The sequence below is a fragment of the Larkinella punicea genome (genome assembly GCF_003334855.1).
Classification (GTDB): Bacteria; Bacteroidota; Bacteroidia; order Cytophagales; family Spirosomataceae; genus Larkinella; species Larkinella punicea.
On the sequence record NZ_QOWE01000010.1, the window covers coordinates 129,684 to 152,538 of the forward strand.

General features: G+C 53.1%; 13 protein-coding genes and 1 riboswitch. Of the genes, 9 read left to right on the forward strand and 4 right to left on the reverse strand.

Translation table 11 applies throughout. The annotated features are described in order from the left end of the window. Positions 1 to 23: 23 nt before the first annotated feature. Positions 24 to 226, forward strand: a riboswitch (cobalamin riboswitch). Between the two features lie 90 nt (positions 227 to 316). The 3 genes from DUE52_RS13905 to DUE52_RS13915 all read left to right on the forward strand — a co-directional run bounded on the left by DUE52_RS13905 (position 317) and on the right by DUE52_RS13915 (position 4,141). Then, positions 317 to 2,239, forward strand: coding sequence for a TonB-dependent receptor plug domain-containing protein (locus DUE52_RS13905; RefSeq protein ID WP_114406615.1), 1,923 nt, complete (start codon positions 317 to 319; stop codon positions 2,237 to 2,239). Then, a complete protein-coding gene (locus DUE52_RS13910) occupies positions 2,236 to 3,354 on the forward strand; it encodes a YncE family protein (RefSeq protein WP_114406616.1) in 1,119 nt (372 codons plus the stop codon). Before DUE52_RS13905 ends, DUE52_RS13910 begins: the two co-directional genes overlap by 4 nt. A 94-nt stretch (positions 3,355 to 3,448) precedes the next feature. Continuing rightward, entirely contained in the window at positions 3,449 to 4,141 is a 693-nt protein-coding gene (locus DUE52_RS13915) for a Dph6-related ATP pyrophosphatase (protein ID WP_114406617.1), read from the forward strand. 201 nt (positions 4,142 to 4,342) lie between these two features. On the opposite strand, the gene DUE52_RS13920 is transcribed toward DUE52_RS13915, so the two are convergent. The 3 genes from DUE52_RS13920 to gyrA form a co-directional block, all read right to left on the reverse strand. After that, on the reverse strand, positions 4,343 to 4,573 hold the full coding sequence (locus DUE52_RS13920; protein ID WP_133299836.1) for a hypothetical protein: 231 nt from the start codon (positions 4,571 to 4,573) through the stop codon (positions 4,343 to 4,345). 91 nt (positions 4,574 to 4,664) lie between these two features. Continuing rightward, on the reverse strand, positions 4,665 to 6,104 hold the full coding sequence (locus tag DUE52_RS13925) for a tetratricopeptide repeat protein (protein ID WP_114406619.1): 1,440 nt from the start codon (positions 6,102 to 6,104) through the stop codon (positions 4,665 to 4,667). A gap of 71 nt (positions 6,105 to 6,175) precedes the next feature. Continuing rightward, entirely contained in the window at positions 6,176 to 8,725 is a 2,550-nt protein-coding gene (gene gyrA, locus DUE52_RS13930) for a DNA gyrase subunit A (RefSeq protein ID WP_114406620.1), read from the reverse strand. 497 nt (positions 8,726 to 9,222) lie between these two features. On the opposite strand from gyrA, the gene DUE52_RS13940 reads away from it, so the two are divergent. The 6 genes from DUE52_RS13940 (at position 9,223) to DUE52_RS13965 (ending at position 21,174) form a co-directional block, all read left to right on the forward strand. Further along, positions 9,223 to 9,642 carry a response regulator gene (locus DUE52_RS13940; RefSeq protein WP_114406622.1) on the forward strand — a complete coding sequence of 140 codons (420 nt, stop codon included), beginning with the start codon at positions 9,223 to 9,225 and terminating at the stop codon, positions 9,640 to 9,642. 232 nt (positions 9,643 to 9,874) lie between these two features. Further along, the gene (locus DUE52_RS13945; RefSeq protein WP_114406623.1) at positions 9,875 to 12,277 is read left to right on the forward strand and encodes an ATP-binding protein; all 2,403 of its coding nucleotides are present in this window, start codon (positions 9,875 to 9,877) and stop codon (positions 12,275 to 12,277) included. A 34-nt stretch (positions 12,278 to 12,311) separates the two neighbouring features. After that, positions 12,312 to 13,937, forward strand: a complete 1,626-nt coding sequence (locus DUE52_RS13950; protein WP_510186372.1) for a CHAT domain-containing protein — start codon at positions 12,312 to 12,314, stop codon at positions 13,935 to 13,937. 3 nt (positions 13,938 to 13,940) lie between these two features. Beyond that, positions 13,941 to 15,002, forward strand: coding sequence for an AAA family ATPase (locus DUE52_RS13955; RefSeq protein WP_114406625.1), 1,062 nt, complete (start codon positions 13,941 to 13,943; stop codon positions 15,000 to 15,002). Between the two features lie 18 nt (positions 15,003 to 15,020). Continuing rightward, the gene (locus DUE52_RS13960; protein ID WP_114406626.1) at positions 15,021 to 18,806 is read left to right on the forward strand and encodes a DUF2278 family protein; all 3,786 of its coding nucleotides are present in this window, start codon (positions 15,021 to 15,023) and stop codon (positions 18,804 to 18,806) included. Positions 18,807 to 18,882: 76 nt separating this feature from the next. Beyond that, positions 18,883 to 21,174 (forward strand): GH92 family glycosyl hydrolase, encoded by a 2,292-nt coding sequence (locus tag DUE52_RS13965; protein WP_114406627.1) that lies wholly within the window; start codon positions 18,883 to 18,885, stop codon positions 21,172 to 21,174. Positions 21,175 to 21,183: 9 nt separating this feature from the next. Here the strand turns inward: DUE52_RS13965 and DUE52_RS13970 are convergent, their stop codons facing one another. Further along, complete coding sequence (locus DUE52_RS13970; protein ID WP_114406628.1) at positions 21,184 to 22,803, reverse strand: Na+/H+ antiporter; 1,620 nt, start codon at positions 22,801 to 22,803, stop codon at positions 21,184 to 21,186. Between the last annotated feature and the right edge of the window lie 52 nt (positions 22,804 to 22,855).

Genomic DNA, 22,855 nt, shown 5'->3' on the forward strand with positions numbered 1-22,855 from the left:
AATTGGAGAATCCTCCACAACCTGCTACCTTTGTCGCATTAGGTGCCGCCTGCTGGTTTTGGCAGGGTTGGCTTAATAGGGAAGTCGGTGCAAAACCGACGCTGTCCCCGCAACTGTAAACCCGTACGAACTGATTTCCTCTTCTTGCCACTGTCCGGTTTGGTTCGGATGGGAAGGCCGAAATCAGTGGGTGAGCCAGGAGACCTGCCTAAAACAACGATGCTCAGTTTCTTTCGGGTGAAAAGGAAACCGGGTTTTACGGCTCCCAACCCTTTTAACGAGGGAATTGACGCCCACTTTTTTACTTAATTCAGCTATGATGCGGTATAGAGACGGGATTATCCTGTCCTTACTGGTGGGTTCGTTTTCGGTTGTGAACGGCCAAACCAGCGGTACTGACCAAACGTTACCCGCCGTAACGATTCGGGGAACCACGCCCGAGCGGTTTTCGGCCGGGCAGAAAACCCAGCGGATCGACTCCGTGACGCTCGAACAATTCCGGTTTCAAACGCTGACAGATCTCTTAACCTATACAACCCCTATTGCGTTTAAGGTATACGGTGCGGGGCAATTATCGACCGCTTCGTTCCGCGGTACCTCGGCCAATCACACCGCCGTGCTCTGGAACGGAATCAACATCAACCAGCCAACGCTCGGGCTAAGCGATTTTTCGACCCTGCCCGTCACCGGTTTCGATCAGCTCGCGGTTCAGTATGGCTCCTCCGCCAGTTGCGTGGGTTCGGATGCCGTGGGGGGCAGCATTCTGCTCATGAACAATCCAAAGTGGCAACAACCCGGTTTTCAGGCTTCCGTCGGGCAGCAGCTCGGGAGTTTTCGCAATTATGGAACCCAGCTTGGGATTCGGTTTGTGAGTGATGCTGGAAAACGCTGGCAGATCGCCGGGAAATCGTTCTTCTACACCACCAACGCCAACAACGATTTCCCGTATCGCGAACGCGGCAATTACTTCGTGGAGCACTCGATCACCAAACAGAAAGGCTTCATTCAGGATTTGTATTTCCGAAACCAGAAAAACCAGCAGCTTTCGGTGAACCTCTGGTTGACGGACAACGATCTCACCGTTACGCCCTACGATACCACCGTTCGGGAACGAACCCGCTCGCAATCATACCGGTTTTTAACAACCTACGAAACCAATAAACTCACGCTGCGACTGGGCTGGATTCGCGACATCATCGATTACGCACGCGGAAATTTCAACAATCCCAGCCATTCCGAAACCGATCGACTAATCAGTCGAATTGAAAAGGAGTTTACACATTCCTATCAATCAGCGGAAGTTTCGCTGCGACTGGGGGGCGAGTGGTCGCATTACCGCACACAGGTCGACGGCTACGGCGATCAACCGATTCAGGAAGACCGTGCCGATCTGTATGCGCTGCTGCGGATGCAATGGTCCCGGTGGCTGATCTCGGCCAATCTGCGGCAGGCATTCGTCACCCGATTTGATCCGCCGATAACGCCTTCCCTGGGTGTGGAGTATTCTTTGGTAAAAACGAGCCAAAGTGCGCTGACGGCCAAAGCATCCGCCGGACGCAGTTACCGGGTTCCCACGCTGAACGAACGGTATTGGAAAGTACTGGGCAATCCGGACATTCGGCCCGAGAACGGGTTTAATCTGGAAGCGGGTTTGGCAAGCCGATGGATTCCCACCGAACACTTAACCGTGACATCCGAAGCCACGGTTTTCCGAAACCGCATCGACGACTGGTCGTACTGGAATCCGGAGTCCGGCTACCGGGTCGAAAATCTGCAACTCGTCGTAGCTCGTGGATTGGAGTGGAATGGTTCGGTAACCTATTCCAGCGCAAACTGGCAATCGGGCTTGACCTTGGCGTATGCCCTGACGCGGTCGAGCCAGGAGCGGGTCTACAACGCCTATGCCCAGGACATCATCGGCAAACAACTGGTGTATGTTCCCAAACACAGCGGCCGGTTTTCGGCCTTTGTGGCAAAAGGCAAAAACCGCCTGACCATCCAGAACCAGGTGAATTCCCGTCAGTACATCACCTTCGACAACATTCAGTTTCTACGCGGCTACCTGCTAACGAACGTGTTGCTCGAAACCCAGATCAAGCTCGGCCCCGTCGCAACCCGGATTCAGGGACAGATCAACAATGTGTTTGATACCGTCTACCTCAATGTCAAGCGAAACGCAATGCCGGGCCGCAACTTTACCATTCAATTAATCTGTAATCTGAATACCCCAAAACAATGAGAAAAGTAACTACCGCACCGTCGGTCCGATTGAAACTGGCACTTGGTCTGCTGGTCGCCCTGAACTGGTCCTGTAACAATGACAACGACGATCCGCAAGCCCTGCCGTATGGTTCAGGGGTTCTGGTTGTCAACCAGGGAAATTTCACCGACAACAATGGGACGATTTCATATTTTCCGCCCACCGGCTCAACGGCTTCCTACGATATTTTCAATCAGGTCAATCAGCGTTCCCTAACCGGAAGTGTTCAGGCGTATACAGAAGCCGATGGAAAAGGATTGATTCTGGTCGATAACACCACAGCGGGTCAGGACAAAGTCGAAATCGTGGATGCCAATACCTTCAAGTCACTGGCGACCCTGAAATCGCCGGAAATTGAAAACCCCCGCTCGGCGGTTCGGGTGAGTGCCAACAAAGTATACGTGAGTTGCTGGGATCTTTCCGGTGATTTTTCAAACGGCACGTTTTACAAAAATCCGGGATACATTGCCGTCGTGGATTTAACGACCAACACCGTAACCAAAAAAATACCGGCGGTGAAAGGAGTGGAGACGCTTCTGCTGGCGGGTAGCGAGGTGTTTGCCGGTTCGACCGGTGGTTCTACCAAACTTACGGTTATCGACATCACCACCGATCAGCTTAAAACCGGTATCGAGATTGGTTCCAATCCAAACCCGGTGGCCGTCGACGGCAACGGCAAACTCTGGGTGTATAGTGGCGGTGAAATGATTCGGGTCAACCCGCAGAGCAAGGCGATTGAAAACCGCCTGAAGATTGGAACCGACAAAACCCGCTCGCTTTCAAAATTCCGGTTGAGTTCCGACAAACAATACTTTTACTTCGTGAGCAGTTACTACGGTGATGCTTCCGAAAATTACAGGGAAAAAGGCGAGACCTATCGTTTTTCGGTCAACGACACCAGTGTTCCGGCGACCACACCCTTTATCAAACGGTTGTTCAGCGGCCTTGCCGTCGAACCGCAATCCGGCATCATTTACGGCGGGTATACGCCATCTTACAAACAGGCGGGTTACGTCTTCCGCTACCAGGCCAGCGGAACCCTGATCGATTCCGTGAAAGCGGAAATTGCACCATCCGGTTTTTATTTTAAATAGACAAGAGAGGTTAGACAAGAGAATAAAGACCAATACGATATACTCATGCTCCAGCGTTGTCTTTACTCTCTTGTCTAACCTCTTTACTCTTACGATGCAAAAAGCAATCATCAGTTGGAGCGGGGGCAAGGATTCGGCTCTCGCTCTCTTTTTCTGCCAGCAAGCCGGACACTATGATGTGGTGGGCTTGCTCACGAATGTCAATGAACAATTCGGACGGGTCAGCATGCACGGCGTCCGCACCGGGCTGATCGAAACGCAGGCGCATGTTCTTGAACTGCCTTTGCATACGGTTCAATTTCCCGGAGACGTCTCGATGGAACTCTACAACACGCTGGTTAAACAGAAACTGACAGAGTTGAAAAAACAGGGCGTTACGCACGTGATTTACGGCGATATTTTTCTGGAAGACCTGCGGCAGTACCGGGAACAGCAACTGAGCGAGGTAGGTTTGCAGGGTGTGTTTCCATTGTGGAATCAGAACACGACGGTGTTGCTGGCCAAGTTTGTCCAGGCCGGTTTTAAAGCCGTGCTGGTTTGCGTGAACGAAAATCAATTGCCCAAAAGCTGGGCCGGTCGCGAGTTGGACGCTACGATTTTAAAAGATCTGCCACCGTCGGTCGATCCGTGTGGTGAAAACGGCGAATATCATTCCTTTGTCTACGACGGACCGATTTTCAAAGCACCGATACCATTCAAAAAGGGCGAAGTAGTCCGGCGCTCGTATGCTGCTTCGGCAGACACCAATCAGTGGGACACCCAATTCATCTTTCAGGATTTGATTTAATTCTCCGCTCAACTCTTTTGTTTCTCTATTTAACTCCGCGAAACCCCTTTATTAGTTCCACGTGAATCCATAAATCATTGATCTATACGACCTTCTATAACCCATTATCTTCCAGACCCTTACAGGGACATTTACAAGCTGATTCTGCCACAAAAAAATTGTTGTATAATTTATATTATGTTAACTAGTGTTTTCATTTCTCTAAGTATTCTGTTCCACCTCTTCCGTTTCTTGCTTCTCCTCATCCGGTAATCGCTTCAACCGTTTCTCAAGATGTGTATACCAAAACGCCAATGCACTGTTGAGTAAAATACCGATGGCTACGGATGTCAGCCGACCGCGTAAACTTGCCGTCATAATCGCCATAAAAGCCAGCCAGCCCCAAACACCAATCATGGTCACGGTGATGAGTACCTTTGTAATCTTTATCATTACTACCTCATTAAAAAGCTCCGACCTCGCTTTCACAAGATCGGAGCTTTTTATGGAATAAAAAAGGCAGCCTTTCGAGCTGCCTTTTTGGTTATTTGCTTTCGACGCAGGGAATTTTCTTCTCTTCGAACTGCTTCAGAATATTCTGAAGGTTCGTCAGGTTGTCGTTCAAATCCTGGTCGGTATCTTTCACCGATTTTGCTTTTTCGAAATACGGCAGTGCCTGTTTGAATTTCCCGCAAACCTGGCCTTCGATTTCCTTGCCTTTGGTCTGGTAGTCTTTCATGTCCATCATCTCCAGTTGTTTCCGGATCTGAACGGCTTCGTTAAAGTAAGCAGCCCCAAGGTTGAAGTTCGCATCGAAGTTATTCGGATCAGCCGCCAGCGCTTTGGTGTAGTAGTCTTTGGAAGCGACCCGGCTTTCCTCAACCTGCTTGGTCAGCTCCGCAATTTTCTGCTCCTGATTGCCAGCCGCTGCGCTCGCCTGAGCCTGCTCCGCAACTTCTTTCTCCAAACCGGTGATTTTTGTTTTGGAATCCGCGATCATCTGATTCACCCGCGCAATCTGGTTTTTCACATCGGCGTTCTTCGGCTCTTTCTTCGCGCGGGCCGTCAAACGGGTAAGCTCATTCTGAGACTCTTTCAGAACCACTTTTTCTTCGCTCAACTGCTTGGTCGCGTTCGGCCCTTTCTTGGCACTGCTCATCAGCTTCGACAGTTCTTCCGTGCCTTTGTTATTTTTGTCACCGTAAAGGCTGGCAAGCGTCAATAAATGGTTTACGTTGTTGGGGTCTTTGGCAAGCTGCCCTTTCAGTACAGCAATCGCATCATCCATTTTACCCGACGTAACCAGGATGCTCGTTTTCTGGGTAGCCAGGTCTTTGCTATTCGGCAAGGTGGCAATTCCCTTATCGATCGTAGCCAGGGCTTTCTCAATTTCCTTGTCCTGATAGTACAGACTCACCAGCGTGGTGTAGACCGACTGATCTTTTCCGCCGTTCTCGATATACCGCTCAAAATGCGCTTTCGCATCACTGGGCTTCTCGGTGTTCTGGGTAAAAATACCGGCATACAAAGCCGCCGTGGTGTCTTTCGGATTGATCTCCCCTGCTCTGGACATCAGCGCAGCCGCGTCTTTGAAGTTTTTCGCCTGGTACTTATAAATACCGGAGTTCATAAACGCCTGAAACAAGGTCTGCCCTTTCATGGCTTCTTCTGCTTCTTTGGCCATTTTACCCGGACCGCCAGTTTTTTTATCTTTATCCAGTTCGACTACTTTCTTATAGGCATCGTAGGCAACGGTTGCCGCATTCGAGTCCAGTTTAATAGCCTGCGTAGCAATGTTCTCGTACGTTTTAGCGCGATCCATCCACGTTTTGGGCTTGACAGAGGCCTTCTCATCCGTGATTGCCTTGTCGCTTTTTTCTTTCTCACTCTGGAAAGCTTTTTCGGTTAGAGCATCAAGCCCTTGAGCATACGATGCTCCTACTGATAAAAATCCCGCCAGTAGGAAGAACGAGAATCGTTTCATATGACTAAATTTTGTGGTTGAACGTTGTTTTTGATTTTATTCTGGAAAGTACTGAATAATTTATGGGAATATCAAGCCATTTGATCAGAGGGTGCTTCCTCCGAACCGTCGACCGGCGCTTCCGGCACGATGCCATTCCCTTCAATTTCAACATCTTCCTCCCGGGCGATGCGGGTCACCGACGAAATTTCGTCGCCGTCGCGCAGGTTGATCAGCCGCACCCCCTGGGTGTTCCTACCAATTACCCGCACCTCATCGACGTGCATCCTGATGGCCGTTCCCGACTTCGTGATGATCATCATGTCATCCGAATCGGTTACTTCCAAAATGCCTACCAGATTACCGACTTTATCCGTAACCTTCAGCGTACCAACGCCCTTCGCGCCCCGGTTCGTCACCCGGTATTCGTCGATCGGTGACCGTTTTCCGAATCCTTTTTCCGAAACCACCAGCAATTGAGCATCGTCGCGACCGATGCAAACCATACCGACGGCTTTCACCCCCGGCTCTAAATCGATGCCGCGAACCCCGGCGGCCGTCCGGCCCATCGGACGAACCCGGCTTTCATTAAACCGGACGGCTTTCCCCAGGCTCGACGAAATGACAATATCGTTCTGTCCATTGGTCATACAGACATTCAGCAGGCGGTCTCCCTCCTCTTCATTGATCGTGATGGCAATGATCCCGTTCTGGCGCGGACGCGAGTAGGCTTCCAGCAGGGTTTTCTTGATCGTTCCCTGCTCCGTACACATCACTAGGTAATTGTTGTTGATGTAATCGGCGTTTTTCAAATCCTTCACATTGATCACCGCCCGCACCTGATCGTCAGACTCGATGTTGATGAAGTTGGCCAGCGGCCGACCTTTCGAATCCCGCGCGCCTTCCGGCAGTTCATACACCGGCAACCAGTACAACCGCCCTTTCTGCGTAAAAATCAGCAGGGTGTTGTGCATCGTCGCCATGAACAAATGCTCCGTAAAGTCGTCTTCTTTCGTTTTGGCCGCGCGCGAACCAACTCCTCCCCGGCTCTGGGTCCGGTATTCGGTCAACGGTGTCCGTTTGATGTAGCCTTCGTGCGAAATCGTAATCAGCATTTCATCGTCGGCGATCAGCGACAGATCGCTGATGTTGCCGTCGCCCAGAATACTGATTTCGGTCCGGCGGGCGTCGCCGTAACGGGCTTTGAGTTCGAGCAGTTCGTCGCGGATGATTTGCAGTTTCCGTTCTTCGCTCGCCAGAATACTCCGTAAATCGGCAATCAGTCGGGCCAGTTCTTCGTATTCCGCCACAATCTTGTCGCGTTCGAGACCGGTCAGGCGTTGCAGACGAAGTTCCAGAATGGCTTTGGCCTGAATTTCCGATAACTTAAACCGGTCGATCAGTCCGTTTTTGGCAACCTCGGGATCCCGCGAACTCCGGATGATTTCAATTACCGCATCCAGGTTGTCCAGCGCAATCAGCAGACCTTCCAAAATGTGCGCCCGCTTCTCGGCTTCGCGCAGTTCATATTGCGTCCGGCGCGTGATCACCTCCTGGCGGTGCTCCACGTAATACCGGATCATGTCTTTCAGATTCAGCAAAACCGGGCGGCCTTTCACCAGCGCGACGTTGTTGATATTGAAAGCCGACTGCAACTGCGTATGCTTATAGAGGTTGTTCAGAACGACGTTCGGAACCGCATCCCGCTTCAGGTCATACACCACGCGCAATCCGTCGCGGTCCGACTCATCCCGGAAAGCCGAAATCCCTTCAATCTTTTTATCATTGATCAATTCCGCCGTTTTTTCCAGCATCATGGCTTTGTTGACCATGTAGGGAACGTCGGAAACGATGATCTGGGTCTTGCCCTTGTTTTCTTCAATGGTGGCATGGGCCCGCAGCACAACCCGGCCCTGGCCGGTCCGGAACGCATTCCGAACACCTTCGATACCGTAGATGGTAGCCCCCGTCGGAAAATCCGGCGCGGTGATGTGCTCCATCAACTCATCGATGGTAATATCGTGGTTATCGATGTAGGCCACGATCCCGTTCACCACTTCCGTCAGGTTGTGGGGAGCCATGTTGGTAGCCATCCCGACGGCAATACCCGACGAACCGTTCAGCAGGAGGTTCGGCAGTTTGGCCGGCATCACGGTCGGCTCTTCCAGGGAGTCATCAAAGTTCGACTGAAAGTCGACCGTCTCCTTATAAATATCGGTGAGCAATTCCTCGGCAATCCGCTTCAGCCGCGCTTCGGTATACCGCATGGCGGCCGGAAAATCACCGTCGATGGAACCAAAGTTCCCCTGACCATCTACGAGTGGATACCGTAACGACCAGTCCTGGGCCATCCGTACCATCGTACCATACACGGATGAATCGCCATGCGGGTGATATTTACCCAAAACCTCCCCAACAATCCGGGCCGATTTTTTGTGAGGTTTGTTATAATTGACTCCCAGTTCAGCCATTCCGAAAAGCACCCGGCGGTGTACCGGCTTCAGGCCGTCACGGACATCGGGCAAGGCGCGCGAAATAATGACCGACATCGAATAATCGATGTAGGCACCGCGCATTTCGTCTTCAATGTTGATGGGAATAATGTTGGTGGAGTTGTTCTGTTCTTCTGTCTCTTCTGCCATAAGAAGTCAATTCTCTGTCCGATAATACGGACGAAGCGATGGTTAAAAAAGTGGAACCGCCGGTTTGGAAATTGTCAGACGGTTTGAGGCTTGTTCTACGATACGCCTATCATACAAATATGCAAAAAAATCGCCACAAATAAAAGTATTTGCCGCGTGAAGTGCAATTTCTGACCCTCCGGACTGATGCCATTTTTCGCGCCATTCCGATCGTATTCGTTCCGACCGCCCCAAAAGGCTTTTCCGGTGAAGGGTTCCGGCAGCGGCCGGACCAGGACCGGAGGCCGGAATGAATCAAAAACCGGCATGCCAATCGGCAGGTCGTAAACGATCGCGTTCCGGAGCCAATCGACCCATATCTTACCACAACGTATGTTTTATAATTTAAGAAAGGCCATTGTATGATTTAAAAAGTTTACCGGGGGTTAAAATTGTATTTGACATATATTATCTATATTTGACAAAACTACCTTCATTCCCATTCGGCAACTTTTTCAATGGCTTACAAATACCGCATTATCATTACAGACGACGACGACGATGACCGGCTCCTGTTCAAATCGGTGTTTGATTCCAGTTGGCTGGATTGTGAGGTTGCCTTCGCCGGTGATGGGGTCGAACTGCTCGACCACCTGAATACCACCCGTCAACTGCCGTCACTGATCTTTCTGGACCTGAATATGCCCCGGATGGACGGATTTACGACCCTGATCGAACTGCGCTCCAATCCAGCCTTCCGCTCCATTCCGGTGATTATTTTTACAACCTCTTCGCTGCCCGAACACATTACCCGCTGCTACCAACTGGGGGCCAATACGTACTTAACAAAACCACCTGGTTACCAACAGCTTACAAATTTAATCAGCCAGATCCGGACGTTCTGGCTCGACACCGCCCGGATTCCGGCCAGCACCTGACCCCAAGCCCTAACCCGTTGTCGTTTCGGCGATTCCGGCCAGATTACCCCCCGGCGAACAGACCCGCCCATCCCCCGGTTTTGATAGCCGAAAAAAACACGATTTCCAAACACAACGCCCGATTCAACCATTTTTGGACTAAAATTTGAGGGGGTTTTTATGCCTGGACAAATCGAACCATTTGTCTGGTAAAAGATAAGTACATTCACTCAACGGGAAGTTAGTCCAACACATGAAAAGCCGGTTTTTTTCGGGCAAAACCAGTATTCCTATTTTTTATTACCGCTGTGGTTTACTGTTTTTTTTACTACTGGGTTGCTCACTCCTCCATGCGCAATCAACCGACTTTCCTCCTCCGGCCGCGCGGCAGGGGGTTCTGGATCTTCGGCGCGTAAACCTCGATCAAAAAATCGTTTCGTTGAACGGAACCTGGAAATGGTACTGGCACACGTTACGAAACCCCGGCGACCCCGAAATCCCGTTTGAATACTGCCCATATCCCGGAATCTGGAATTCCCAAACCTGGAAAGGCCAGCCCCTTCCCTCCTACGGCTACGCCACCTACGCTCTGACCGTTGTGCTGCCGCCCCAACACCCTCCACTGGCTCTCAAACTCCCCGACGCCTACACCGCGTACCGCCTGCTCCTGAATGGGCGGGAACTGGCCCGGAGCGGCACCCCCGGCACATCAAAAGAAACCACAACGCCCTACTGGTCGACCCAGCTAAAAAACATTCCAGAAAAGGCCGATACGCTCCAACTGCTGCTGCAAATTGCCAATTTCCACCATTCCAAAGGAGGCCCCTACAAGGCGATTCTGCTGGGCCGGGCCGACACGCTGACGGTAAAAGCAAACCGGGAGCTGGCCCTCAATTTTCTCCTGACAGGCTGCCTTTTCATGGGCGGATTGTTTTTTTTAGGCCTCTTTCTTTTCGGGCGACACGAAACCTCCATTCTCTATTTCTCGCTGTTTTGCCTGCTCTACAGCTACCGCATCATCGGTACGGATCAGTATGCCCTCCATTCCATCTTTCACCAGATCGACTGGTCGGTGACGCTCCACCTCGAATACCTCACGCTTTTTTTAAGCATTGCCGCTTTTATCCTTTATACCCGCTCCCTCTACCCCGCCGACGTTCACAAACGCTTTTTGACGGCACTGGCGTGGATTTGTCTGGCATTCGCCGGCATTACGGTCCTTTGTCCGCCCATCATTTTTACCCAATTGGTCAAACCGTTCCTCAGCCTGATGCCGATCTACATCGCCTATGCTTTTTACGTCTACTGGGTAGCGGCCCAACGAAAACGCCCCGGTGCTGAGTATTCCCTGATGAGTACCGCCGTGCTACTGGGGGTGTTTGTCATCATTATTTTTAAATATTTCCAGATCGCCTTTCCCGAAAATCTGGTGCTGTTCATCGGCTACATCGGCTTTTTCTTTCTGCAATCGCTGGTGCTCTCGTTCCGGTTTGCGTTTACGCTCAAACAGGCCAAGGAACAGGCGGAAGATGGCCTGCGGGCCAAAAGCGAATTTCTGAGCACGATGAGCCACGAAATCCGGACGCCCCTGAACGCGGTGATCGGCATGACGCATTTGCTGCTGCAGGACAAACCCCGACCGGATCAGAAACAGCACCTCGACGTGATGCTGTTTTCGGCCAAAAATTTGCTGCACATCGTCAATGACATTCTGGACTTCAACCGGATTGAAGCCGGCAAAACCACCCTGGAAGAAATCCCGATGGATCCGGCCACCATCCTGCACAAGGTCATTACCAGTTACCAGACGGCCGCAAACGAAAAATCACTGACCCTTTCGCTGACGATCGATCCCACCTGGAAAGGCAGGGTAATCGGCGATCCCACCCGATTGGCCCAAGTCATTTCGAATCTGGTTCACAACGCCATCAAGTTCACCATTCAGGGACAGGTACGGGTGAGCCTGTCCGTGGTTGAACAAACCGGGCAGGACGTCACCCTCATGATGGCCGTCGAAGACACCGGCATCGGCATTGCCCCCGAAAAACAGGAACTGGTCTTCAACCGGTTTACACAGGCCGATTCATCGATGTCGCGCAGTTACGGCGGAACGGGGCTGGGCCTGACCATTTGCCGACGGATTCTGGAGTTGCAAAACGTGGTCCTTCATCTGCAGAGCGAACCGGGGAAAGGGTCCCGGTTTTACTTCACGCAACAATTCCGGAAAATGACGGATCCGCCGGAAATGCTGTCTGAAAACCAACCCCTGTCGACCGATAAACCCCTGAAAGATGTCTGCATCCTGCTCGTGGAAGACAACGCGATGAATGTGCTCCTGGCTAAAAGCGTGCTGGAGCGGCTCGGCGCGTCGGTCGATGTGGCCGGCAACGGGCAGGAAGCAGTCGATAAACTGGATTCGGCCAAACACCGGCTGGTATTGATGGATCTGCAAATGCCGGTCATGGACGGGTATGAAGCAACCCGCATCATCCGCGAACGGAACGAAACGCTGCCCATCATTGCCGTTACGGCCAGTCTGGCGCAGGAAGTCGGCAACCGCGCCCAGGTGGCCGGTCTGAACGAAATTCTGGTCAAACCCTATAATCCGACCAGCCTGATGCGGGTCATTCTGCGCCACCTCAACCTGCCGGGTTGACAGACCGTCCCTGCCGTTAAATAATAACCCTGCCCTGGCTGCTCAGGTTTTAAGTATCTTACTTTCCAAAGTCAGTGCGATGCCGTCAACCGGATTTGGAAGGTCTATGAGCAAGCCCGTTATTTTTATCGCCAGCGCCAACCCGTCTACTCTGAACGATCTTCAGTATTTAAATGCGGTTGACGACGAAATCAAATACATCGACGAACTGCTGTATGATCTGGAAATAAACCAGGACATTGTCTATCCGACGCCCTCCACCAAAACCGATGCGGACAGTATTCATCGGGCCCTGGTAAAAATCGGTCAGGAACTAACCATTTTTCACTATTGTGGCCACGCCAGTCAAACCCACTTTGTGCTGTCCGATGGCATTTACAACCAGAACCAGCTCGTTAAACTATTGAGTGGAAAGAAACCGAAATTGATTTTTTTGAACGGCTGCTCCACCTACGGGTACGTCGATACGCTCCTCGCCCACGGCGTTGAAGCCATCATCGCTACGTCGACCGCCGTGCCCGACGGTCAGGCCAGCGAACTTGCTAAAAACTTTTATTATTCCTTTACCCGCCCGCACAAAACCCTCCAGCAGGCATTTGACGAAGCCGTTTCGAAATCGCCCCTGCTGTCCGAAAAAAAATCCACCTTATTTACGCGGGGCGGTTTCCCGACCGAAAACCCCGAGGTGCCCTGTGCCTGGGGGCTGTATTACAACCAGCCCGAGGTGTTGAAATGGACGCTGGTATCCAAACGGGAACCGTCTGAAAAAGTCCCCCTGATCGATCGTCAGAAGGCGTTTTTGTGTGACCGGGATCAATACCGCAACGTGTTCGATCCCAGCTTCAACCTCAGCCAGGGACTCGACGTGTTGTACCGACCGGTCCAGCATTACCTGATCGTGGGCGCAGATTACCAGTCTCCGCTGGGGCTGGCGCGAAAGCTGGTCTACGAGAAAATCACGAAAAACCCCAACCGGATTTACAACTACCCGTTCGACCCCAACGACCGCCGACGCGACGCCGACGACATGCTCGTCAAACTCAACCGCGCCTACGACACGCCCGTCAAGATCCGGCGCGAACTCTATAAAATCATCAAAGGCCAGGACGACAGCACCAGCCTGACGTTTGATGAGTTTCTGGGCATTCCGGCGATCAAAAACAGCCAGTATACCATTGTCGCCCTTCAAATCAATGCCGACGATTTGAACGAAAAAGTGCTGGCGTCGATCCGGCAGTTCATGACGGAATTTTGCCCGCCCGAAACCGGAACGAATTCGTCGGCCCATCCGTATCTGCTCTTTTTCTGGAACATTATTTTTACGCCGAAACAAAGCTGGTTTTCAGCTTTTATGCCGGGTAATTCCGTCAAAAAAATCCTGAAACCGTTCCGAACCTCCGGCCTGGTCGATCCCGACGACCCCGCCCGGAGTCCGCTCATTATTCTGAATCAGGATGACGAACTGCTGGCTGTTCCCGATCAGCGGAAATACCTCGAAGAATGGTTCCGGAACTACCTCCGGCACGCGCCGGATGCGGACAAAGAACGCGTGATTACCAGTATTTTTCAGCCGGATCATCCCGGAAAAATCGACGTCCCGGCGCTGGAAGACAAACTCCTGACGCTGATCGAACGCTTCAATACCCCTCAAACTCCCTGAAAAATGGCCCTGGTCGAAAAATTTGAATTTGACGAGCAAACGGAACTGAATGTTCCGCGGATGAAGAAAAATCCTTCGGATTACATCCTCGACTCAGCCCTCTACAACGCCGTCCGGGTGGCGATTCTTCTCAAGCAACCGTTGCTGCTGACCGGTGAACCCGGGACCGGAAAAACCCGGCTGGCCGAAAAACTAGCCGCCGATCTGCACACCCGATACCCGAACGAGTACCTGAGTAAACCACTGGTTTTCAACACCAAAACCGTATCGACGTCCACAGATTTGTTTTACCTGTACGACGCCCTCGGCCATTTCCACGCGACGCATTTTGAACCGGAAAAACCGGAGGTTTCCGCCAACGGAGCCGCTGCCGGAACGGTTTTGTCGATTCCGGAAAAACCGCCCGTTCCCGAGGTGGCCCGGCACATCCGGCTCCAGGCGCTCGGGCAGGCCATCGTGCTGAGCAATCCGGTGATGCTCGATAAATGCCCCTATCTGCCCATGAACGACGTAGATGCTTCCAAACCCCGCAGCTCGGTGGTGCTGATCGACGAAGTGGACAAAGCCCCCCGCGATTTTACGAACGACCTGCTGAACGAACTGGATCGCTTCCGGTTTCAGGTTCGGGAAGACGGCAACGCGGAATACGAAATCGGAACCAAAAACATCTTCGTCATCCTGACCAGCAATTCGGAAAAGAACCTGCCCGATGCGTTTCTGCGCCGGTGCATCTTTTACCACATCGAATTTCCGAAGGAAGATCAGCTCATGGAAATCGTTCTGAATCAAATCTTTAACAAAGAACTGGATCGAACCGAATCCGCATCAAAACGGCACGCTGTTGAACAGATGATTGCGGAGTACATTGCCTATTTCGTCACGGTGAAAAATGCCAATCTGAAGAAAAAACCGGCTACCGCCGAGCTCATTAGCTGGATGTATTTCCTGCGCGACGACATTCTTCACCCCCGCCCGCTGAAGGAAGTGGATGAACCCAAACGGCTGGCGAGTTACAGCATTCTGGCCAAACATGCCGAAGATTTTGCACTCCTCAAAACCCTGTAACGGTTTTTCCCGACGGCCATGACGCCCGTTTCTCCCCATCGACCGCTTCCCCTGGGCGAATTGCTCGAGCAACTTCGGCGGGAAGGCTTTGTGGTGACGCCGGAGGTGTACGACCGCTGTTTCCGAATCGCCGACACCTGGTTTCCGGACGGACTGACCACCACCGGGCAGCTACGTGAATTGAAGGAATTGCTCGGCCCGGTGGTGGTGCGCTCGGACATCGAGCAGGAAAGGTTCGGAGCGATCTTCGATCAGGTCGTCCGGTTCTCCGATCAGGCAGCGAAACAGACCGAAACTGCCGAAAAACCAGCGGATTCGCAAAAACCGCTGATGCCCGACCGACTGCGCTGGGCTACGCTCCTGGCCGCTATTACCTTGCTTCTCATTGGCCTGGTGGTTTATTACCTCCAAAAACCGGTCAACCCTGGGATAGAACCACCTCAAACACCATCCAACTCGACACAGTCGCCAGGGGTCGACACGACCAAAAGAATTGATCCGAGTCCCGTTGTCAGGCCGTCTTCGTACCCCTCTTTTCCGCTCATTCAGGCAAATCCCACACGAATCACCACCTACACGCGACAGACCGGGTATCTCCTGCTGGCGGTTTTGCTGGCCACGGTCGCAGCGGCCGCGGTGCTCTTTCGGTATTTTTTCCCGAGCCGAAAACGCCTTCCAAGCGACGGCCCGCCCTACTTTCTGACCTTCCCGGATCAGGAGAAAACGATCAAAGTCGCCGAGTCGATGGACGTCTGGGCGCGGCAATTGAACCAGCGCGATGAAGGCCAACGGCGGATGATGGATGTTGCGCGAACCATTCGGGCCACGGCCAGTCGGGGCGGTTATCCTTCGATTTATTACCAGCAAATCAAACTCCGCCCCCGGTATCTGGTGCTGATCGATCAACGCTCGACGTTCCACCAGCAGGCCCGGCTGTATGCCTATCTGGGGTCGGTGCTGACCGAAAGCGAGGTTGAGCTGGAAACGCTTTTTTTCAACAGCGACCCGCGTACCTGCCGGAGCGAAAAATACCCCAGGGGAATTGCCCTCAGCGATCTTTACCGGCTTCACCGCCATTCGTACCTGGTGTTGATAACGGAAGGCATCCGACTGATCGACTACGACCGGGGAACCGTGGCACCCTGGGTCATGAACGGGTTCGACGGCTGGGAGAAACGGGCCATTCTGACGCCGGTGTATCCCGAAAACTGGACGTCCATCGAGGCCATTCTCGCCCGGTTTTTCATCGTACTACCGGCCACCCCCGACGGGCAGTTGCTGCTCCGGACGTATTTTCAGGCGGGGGAGCATCCGACGTTTCAGGAACTGCGTCGCCAGTTGCAGGTCAACTCCACTACGGCCGCTGACCGGGGCTTTTTCGGAAAACCGGCCAGCAAACTGACCATCGCCGAAATCGACCGGTTTCTCGAAAATCCGTTCGACACTGAAAAACCAACCGAAGAAGAAATCACCCGGCTGAAACAGTGGGCCTACGCCACCGCCGTTTACGCCACGCCGACCTGGGAAATGACGTTGGCGATCGGCAAAACCATTGAACGCTTCCAGGGAACCGATGCCTTTGTCACCACCACGAATCTCCTGAAAATAACCGCCTTGCCGTGGTTGCAGCAAAGCAGCATTCCGGAACCGCTGCGTCAGGAGTTGCTCGCCCGCTTCGACGCATTGCCGACTGCGATGAAAACCGCCATTCACCAGGATGTCCTGCAGTTGCTTGAATCGGTCAGGACCAAGCCCGGTAGCCTGGCCGAAGAAGAACGGGAACGGCACACCTACGAGGTGATGCTCACCGATGAGAAACACCGGCTGGAAGCCTTGCGAAAACTGGCTCCGTTTCAGAAAGCCGGACTCATCACCAGCCCGACCGTCGACCGCCAGGTGGGCGCTCACGAACGCCGGAAAACCGTGGCCTATGGCCTGACGCTGGCGATCCTGGCGGTTTTCGGATTAGTAGCCGGGTATTTCATTTTCCCCGAAACCAGCCCCACCACCCCGGCGGGTTTGAAACGGTTTTTCTACACCACGTCCGATTCGCTTCGGGCTGATAGCGCCATGATGTATAATAATCTGGCGGCCAGGCTCTCGTTCGATAGTTTAAAAAATACAGACTTTGCTACCCAAATTGCTACCGCTGTAAAAACCATCGGCTATAAACCAGCGAACGACTCCATTGGTGCTACATACCAGAACGGACTTCATCGCATTACCAGCCGCTATCAATCGCCCACCGGAAAAAGGTCGGACGGTTTTCAGGCGGTTTCGGAAATGACCGCCGAGATTGAAGCACATCAGAAAACGTATTTGCCGGTTCTCGAATCCGAACTGTATTCGATGCAGATTGCCCTTTTGATGGCATCGCTCCGGCAGCGGAACACCTTCGAAGCGCTTTATAATTTGCACGCGGTACGGTTTCAGCGGGGCGTTTTTCTGGATTCCACCGGAAACAACAGCAGCCGGGAAAGGGATCTCGCAATTCGGGGAATCCGAAAAATCGTGGCCCCTACCTCCTGGTATTCAGCCCCCGGTTTTTTTCCGCAGGATTCCCTGCTGGTCGACTACCTAAATCTTTTAAATCAGAACCTGCAAGCCGATTCTCTTCTAATTCGTGTCGATGCGCTGGACAGCTACGGTGCCAACATGAGAAAGTACAGCAACCCGGCCTATGCCCAGGATCGGAGTAACCGGCAGATTCAGGAAATCAAAACCGCACAGCAAGCGGCTCAATTCAACCGCGTCAATTTGTTTCTGCCGAATGCGCCCCGGAACAAAAATCTGCTTGTGGTGCGGGTTCCGCGCCGGACTCTTTCGCCCGAGCGGTCGGATTCGCTGGCCCGACTCACTGCCGCCTGGATCAAACTTCACCTCGATAAGCCGGATTCTGCTCCCCCAACCATTCCCGCTACAGCAGTGAAAACCGCCCCGGTCAAAGCCCCCAGCGTCAAAACCCGGCCCAAAACGATCCCTGCGAAAACCGCACCCACCAAAGCTTCCAACCAAACGCCCGCCCAAACCAATTCGTATCCCACGCAAACCAAACCAGCCACGGACGAACGGCCCGCGACCTCATCGCCTGATCCCGAACCGGCGGCTGTCTCGCCCATCGACAACACCGCCAATGCCGACGTGAAACAGGAACCCCAGCCGACGGTCGTCCAGCGCGGAATTCCGGGCGATTACGGGGTGCTGGTGGGCGAGGTTCGGGAAACCCGGATGGTCAGTAATAACCTGTTTTTGCTCATCGCTGCCAATGGAGACTATTATCAGGTACGCATTGGCAATCAGCCGAATGCGTCGTACGGCAAGTCGTCGGATACGCCTATTTTAGCAATGGCGGAGAATGAACGGGTTCGGAAAATTCCGGGCTTCCAGCGGTTTAGCTCGGCAAAAGAGGGTTTTTATAAACTGGATAAAACCAGCACCTCTGGAGCACTTGATTATCTGCGCACGGGCGATTCGTACGCGGATTTCAAGGTCGATCGAAAGGCTTACCTGGGCGGTCTGGTCAGCGTTTCCAAAAAATCACCCACCCGGATTTACGTCTGGGGTGCCCGCTGGCAACCTGCCTCGTCTACGAACCCCTTCAAACTGCCGAACGGCTTCTATGAAATTCACTACGTCCACCAGAATCAGGGTTTTTATTCGCCGAACGATGTCCTGAACGCGCCCTGGCAGGATGGCGGGATTATTCTCGATTCGGGCAGTTTGAAAGCCATTGCCATCCGGTTTTCGTCCCAGTCGACCACGACGGATGCCAAGGGCGATCCGGTCAAAGCGACGGCGAAGTAAAATTCTGCATTCATTCCCGGCCATTCTGCTTTACCTTTGCGCGCGAATTCACCGAATCCCCGTAAAACCAAACCGGATGCGTACCGCTCTTTTCTCCCTCGTATTCTGCCTTGTTCTGTTCCAGACCGCCACGGCCCAAACCGCCAAACCCGTTTCCGATCCGGTAGAACTGGTCAATGTGTTGATGGGAACAGATTCCAAACCGAGCCTGTCGAACGGCAATACGTACCCCGCCATCGCGCTGCCCTGGGGCATGAATTTCTGGATGCCGCAAACCGGCCGAATGGGCGACGGCTGGGCGTATACCTACGCAGCCGACCGAATCCGGGGTTTCAAACAGACCCACCAGCCCTCGCCCTGGATGAACGACTACGGCCAGTTTGCCATCATGCCGGTGACCGGAAAAGTCCGCTTTGACGAGAACGAACGGGCAAGCTGGTATTCGCACAAATCCGAGGTGGCCAAACCGTATTATTACCGGGTGTACCTCGCCGATCACAACATTACGACCGAAATCGCGCCCACTGAACGGGCCGCCCGGTTTCGGTTTACCTTCCCGCAAACCGACAGTGCTTCCGTCGTGATCGACGCGCTGGACAAAGGCTCGTTCATCAAAATCATTCCCGGAGAGAATAAAATTATCGGTTATACGACCAAAAACAGCGGGGGTGTTCCGGCCAATTTCAGGAACTATTTCGTCCTGATTTTCGACAAACCCTTCACCTTTCGGACGGTTTTTCACGACAAAAAAGCCGACCAGCAGGTACTCGAATTTCAGGCCGACCACGTCGGAGCCGTCGTTGGTTTCAAAACCCGGAAGGACGAAACGGTTAACGTGCGCGTCGCGTCGTCGTTCATCAGCCCCGAACAGGCGGAATTGAACCTAAACGAAATCGGGTCGGACCCTTTCGAAACCGTCAAGCAGAAAGCCAAAGCCGCCTGGAATAAAGAACTGGGCCGGATTGCCGTGGAAGGTGGTTCGGTCGACCAAACCCGCACGTTTTATTCCTGCCTGTACCGCTCGCTGCTGTTTCCCCGGAAGTTTTACGAAATCGACGCCAGTAAAAAAGTGGTGCATTACAGCCCCTACAACGGCCAGGTCTTGCCGGGGTATCTGTTTACAGACACCGGTTTCTGGGACACGTTCCGCTCGATGTTCCCGTTTCTGAACCTGATGTATCCGTCGCTCAACGTACAGATGCAGGAAGGGCTGGCGAATGCGTACAAGGAAGGCGGCTGGCTTCCCGAGTGGGCCAGTCCCGGTTTGCGGAACACGATGATCGGTTCCAATTCGGCGTCGATTGTGGCCGATGCCTACCTGAAAGGCTTGCGGGGGTATGACATCAATGCCCTCTACGAAGCGGTTTTGAAAAACTCCGAAAACGAAGGCCCGCTGGATGCCGTCGGTCGCCGGGGTGTTTCGTATTACAACAAACTGGGGTATGTGCCGTATGATGTTAAAATCAACGAAAATGCCGCCCGAACGCTGGAATACGCCTATGCCGATTTTACGATCTATCAACTGGCGAAGGCCCTGAAACGCCCGCAGGCCGAAATCGACCGGTTTGCTAAACGCAGCCAGAATTACCGCAACCTCTTCGATCCGGCGACGGGTTTGATGCGGGGCAAAAACGAGGACGGGTCGTTTCAGAAACCGTTCAATCCGTTCAAATGGGGCGATGCGTTTACGGAAGGCAATAGCTGGCACTACACCTGGTCGGTTTTCCACGACGTGCAGGGACTGGTTGGATTGATGGGCGGCCCCCAAAAGTTCGTCGCCAAACTGGATTCGGTGTTTACCCTGCCGCCGGTTTACGACGAAAGCTACTACGGCAGCGTGATCCACGAAATCCGGGAAATGCAGATCGCCGACATGGGTCAGTACGCCCACGGCAACCAGCCGATTCAGCACATGATTTATCTGTATAATTACGCGGGGGCGCCCTGGAAAACGCAATATTGGGTGCGCGAAGTCATGAACCGACTGTATCTGCCCACGCCCGACGGCTATTGCGGGGACGAAGACAACGGCCAGACCTCGGCCTGGTACGTTTTCTCCGCGCTCGGTTTTTACCCGGTTTGCCCCGCCACGGATCAGTATGTTCTGGGCGCTCCGCTGTTCAAAAAAGCCACACTGCACCTGGAAAACGGCAAAAAACTGGTCATCAACGCCCCCACCAACAGCGGCCCAAACCGCTACGTCGACGCCGTGAAGCTAAACGGAAAACCGCATCCGGCCAACTGGCTGAGCCACCGGGTGCTGATGCAGGGCGGAACCGTCGATTTTACGATGAAAGCTACGCCGAACCAGCAACGCGGCACGAAACCAGATGCATATCCTTATTCGTTTTCGACCGAAAACCGGTAGATTTTCCCATTAAACCGGGTCCAGCCTGCGCAACTGGGTTTGCAAACCGAGGCTGCGAATGTCCAGTTCCTGCTCGATCCGACGGATGGACTCTTCGCTGAAGGTCCCCTGCTTGTGCCATTGAATGATCAGATCCCGCTGGTGGTTGATGACGGCGAGTTCACTCTCGACAAACTCCCGAAAGAAATTCGCAGCCGTGGGTGGTGCTCCTTTTTTGGGTTTTTCGTCCATTCGCAACACCCCGTTCAGGTAGTTGGTCTGTTGCTCAAACCGGGTTTTTAATTCACTCAGCACCTCGTCGTGCAGGTTCATGGACAGTTCGCCTTCGATATAGGTGATCGAACTGGTGGTGATGGCCAGGCGGATTTTCTTTTCTTCCTGCACGGCCTTTCCCGGCGGTTCCTGCACGTTGAGCCAGCGGATAAAAAACGGCAGCGTTAGCCCCTGGAGCACCAGCGTAACAAAAATGACCATGAACGAGATGAACAGAATCTCATTCCGCATCGGAAAAGCCTTTCCATTGCTCAGGGTCAACGGCAAGGCCAGCGCCGTGGCCAGCGAAACCACCCCGCGCATCCCGGCCCAGGAGGTGATGAACAGCTCGTTCGGTCTGAACAGGATACGCTTTTTCTTCCCCCGATCCAGTAACGTGCTGATGTACGCCAGCGGAAAAATCCAGACAATCCGGGTGACGATGGCTACGAAGCTAATCAACAGACCAAAGCCGATGAGCCGTCCCACGGAATGGTCTTCGATGTTTTTCAGGATCACCGGCATCTGCGACCCGATCAGGATGAATACAAAACCGTTCAAGAGAAAAATGAGAATATTCCAAAAACCGTTGATCTGCATCCGGGTTTGAAACGAATAAATTTCGTAGGAATTCCAGGCCAGATACAGGCCCGTCGACACCACCGCCAACACACCCGAAACGCCCAGGTGTTCGGCCAGCAAATATGCCACAAACGGCAGAAGTAGCGTGATGGTCGTGGCCACCGTCGGGTTTTCCAGCTTGTTGTGAATATGCCGAAAGAGGTAGCCGATGGCGAGTCCGATGGCGACGCCCCCGGCAGCAACCACCAGAAATTGCAAACCAGCCTGCCAGAAAATAAAACTCCCGCTGGTGACAGCCGCCACCGCATACCGGTAGGCAATCAGCGCCGATGCATCATTCACCAGACTTTCGCCCTCCAGAATGGTAATCAGCCGGTTAGGAAGCCCCAGGCCGCGGGTGGCACTTGTGGCCGCCACCGCATCCGGCGGGGAGGTGATGGCCCCCAGCACAAACGCCAGCGGCCAGCTAAAACCGGGGATGCAATAATGGGCGACCACGGCAACGGTCACGGTAGTGAAGAAAACCAGCCAGACCGCCAGCAAACCAATGGGTCGGCGGTAGGCTTTGAATTCGTGCCAGGAAATGTTGCCGGCGGCTTCGTATAACAACGGCGGCAGAAAAATCAGAAAAACCACTTCCGACTCCAGGTGAATGTCCGGCACGATGGGCAAAAAGCCCAGCACCAAACCGGCAATCACCAGCAGGATGGGATACGGTATTTTCAGTTTTTGGGTGACGGAAGCCAGGGCGGCCAGGATGGCCATTAATACTAAAACGATTTCAAGATTGGTCATCGAGACGGTTTCTGTTACAGAAAATGCTTACTTTAGAACGCTAAATCATCCA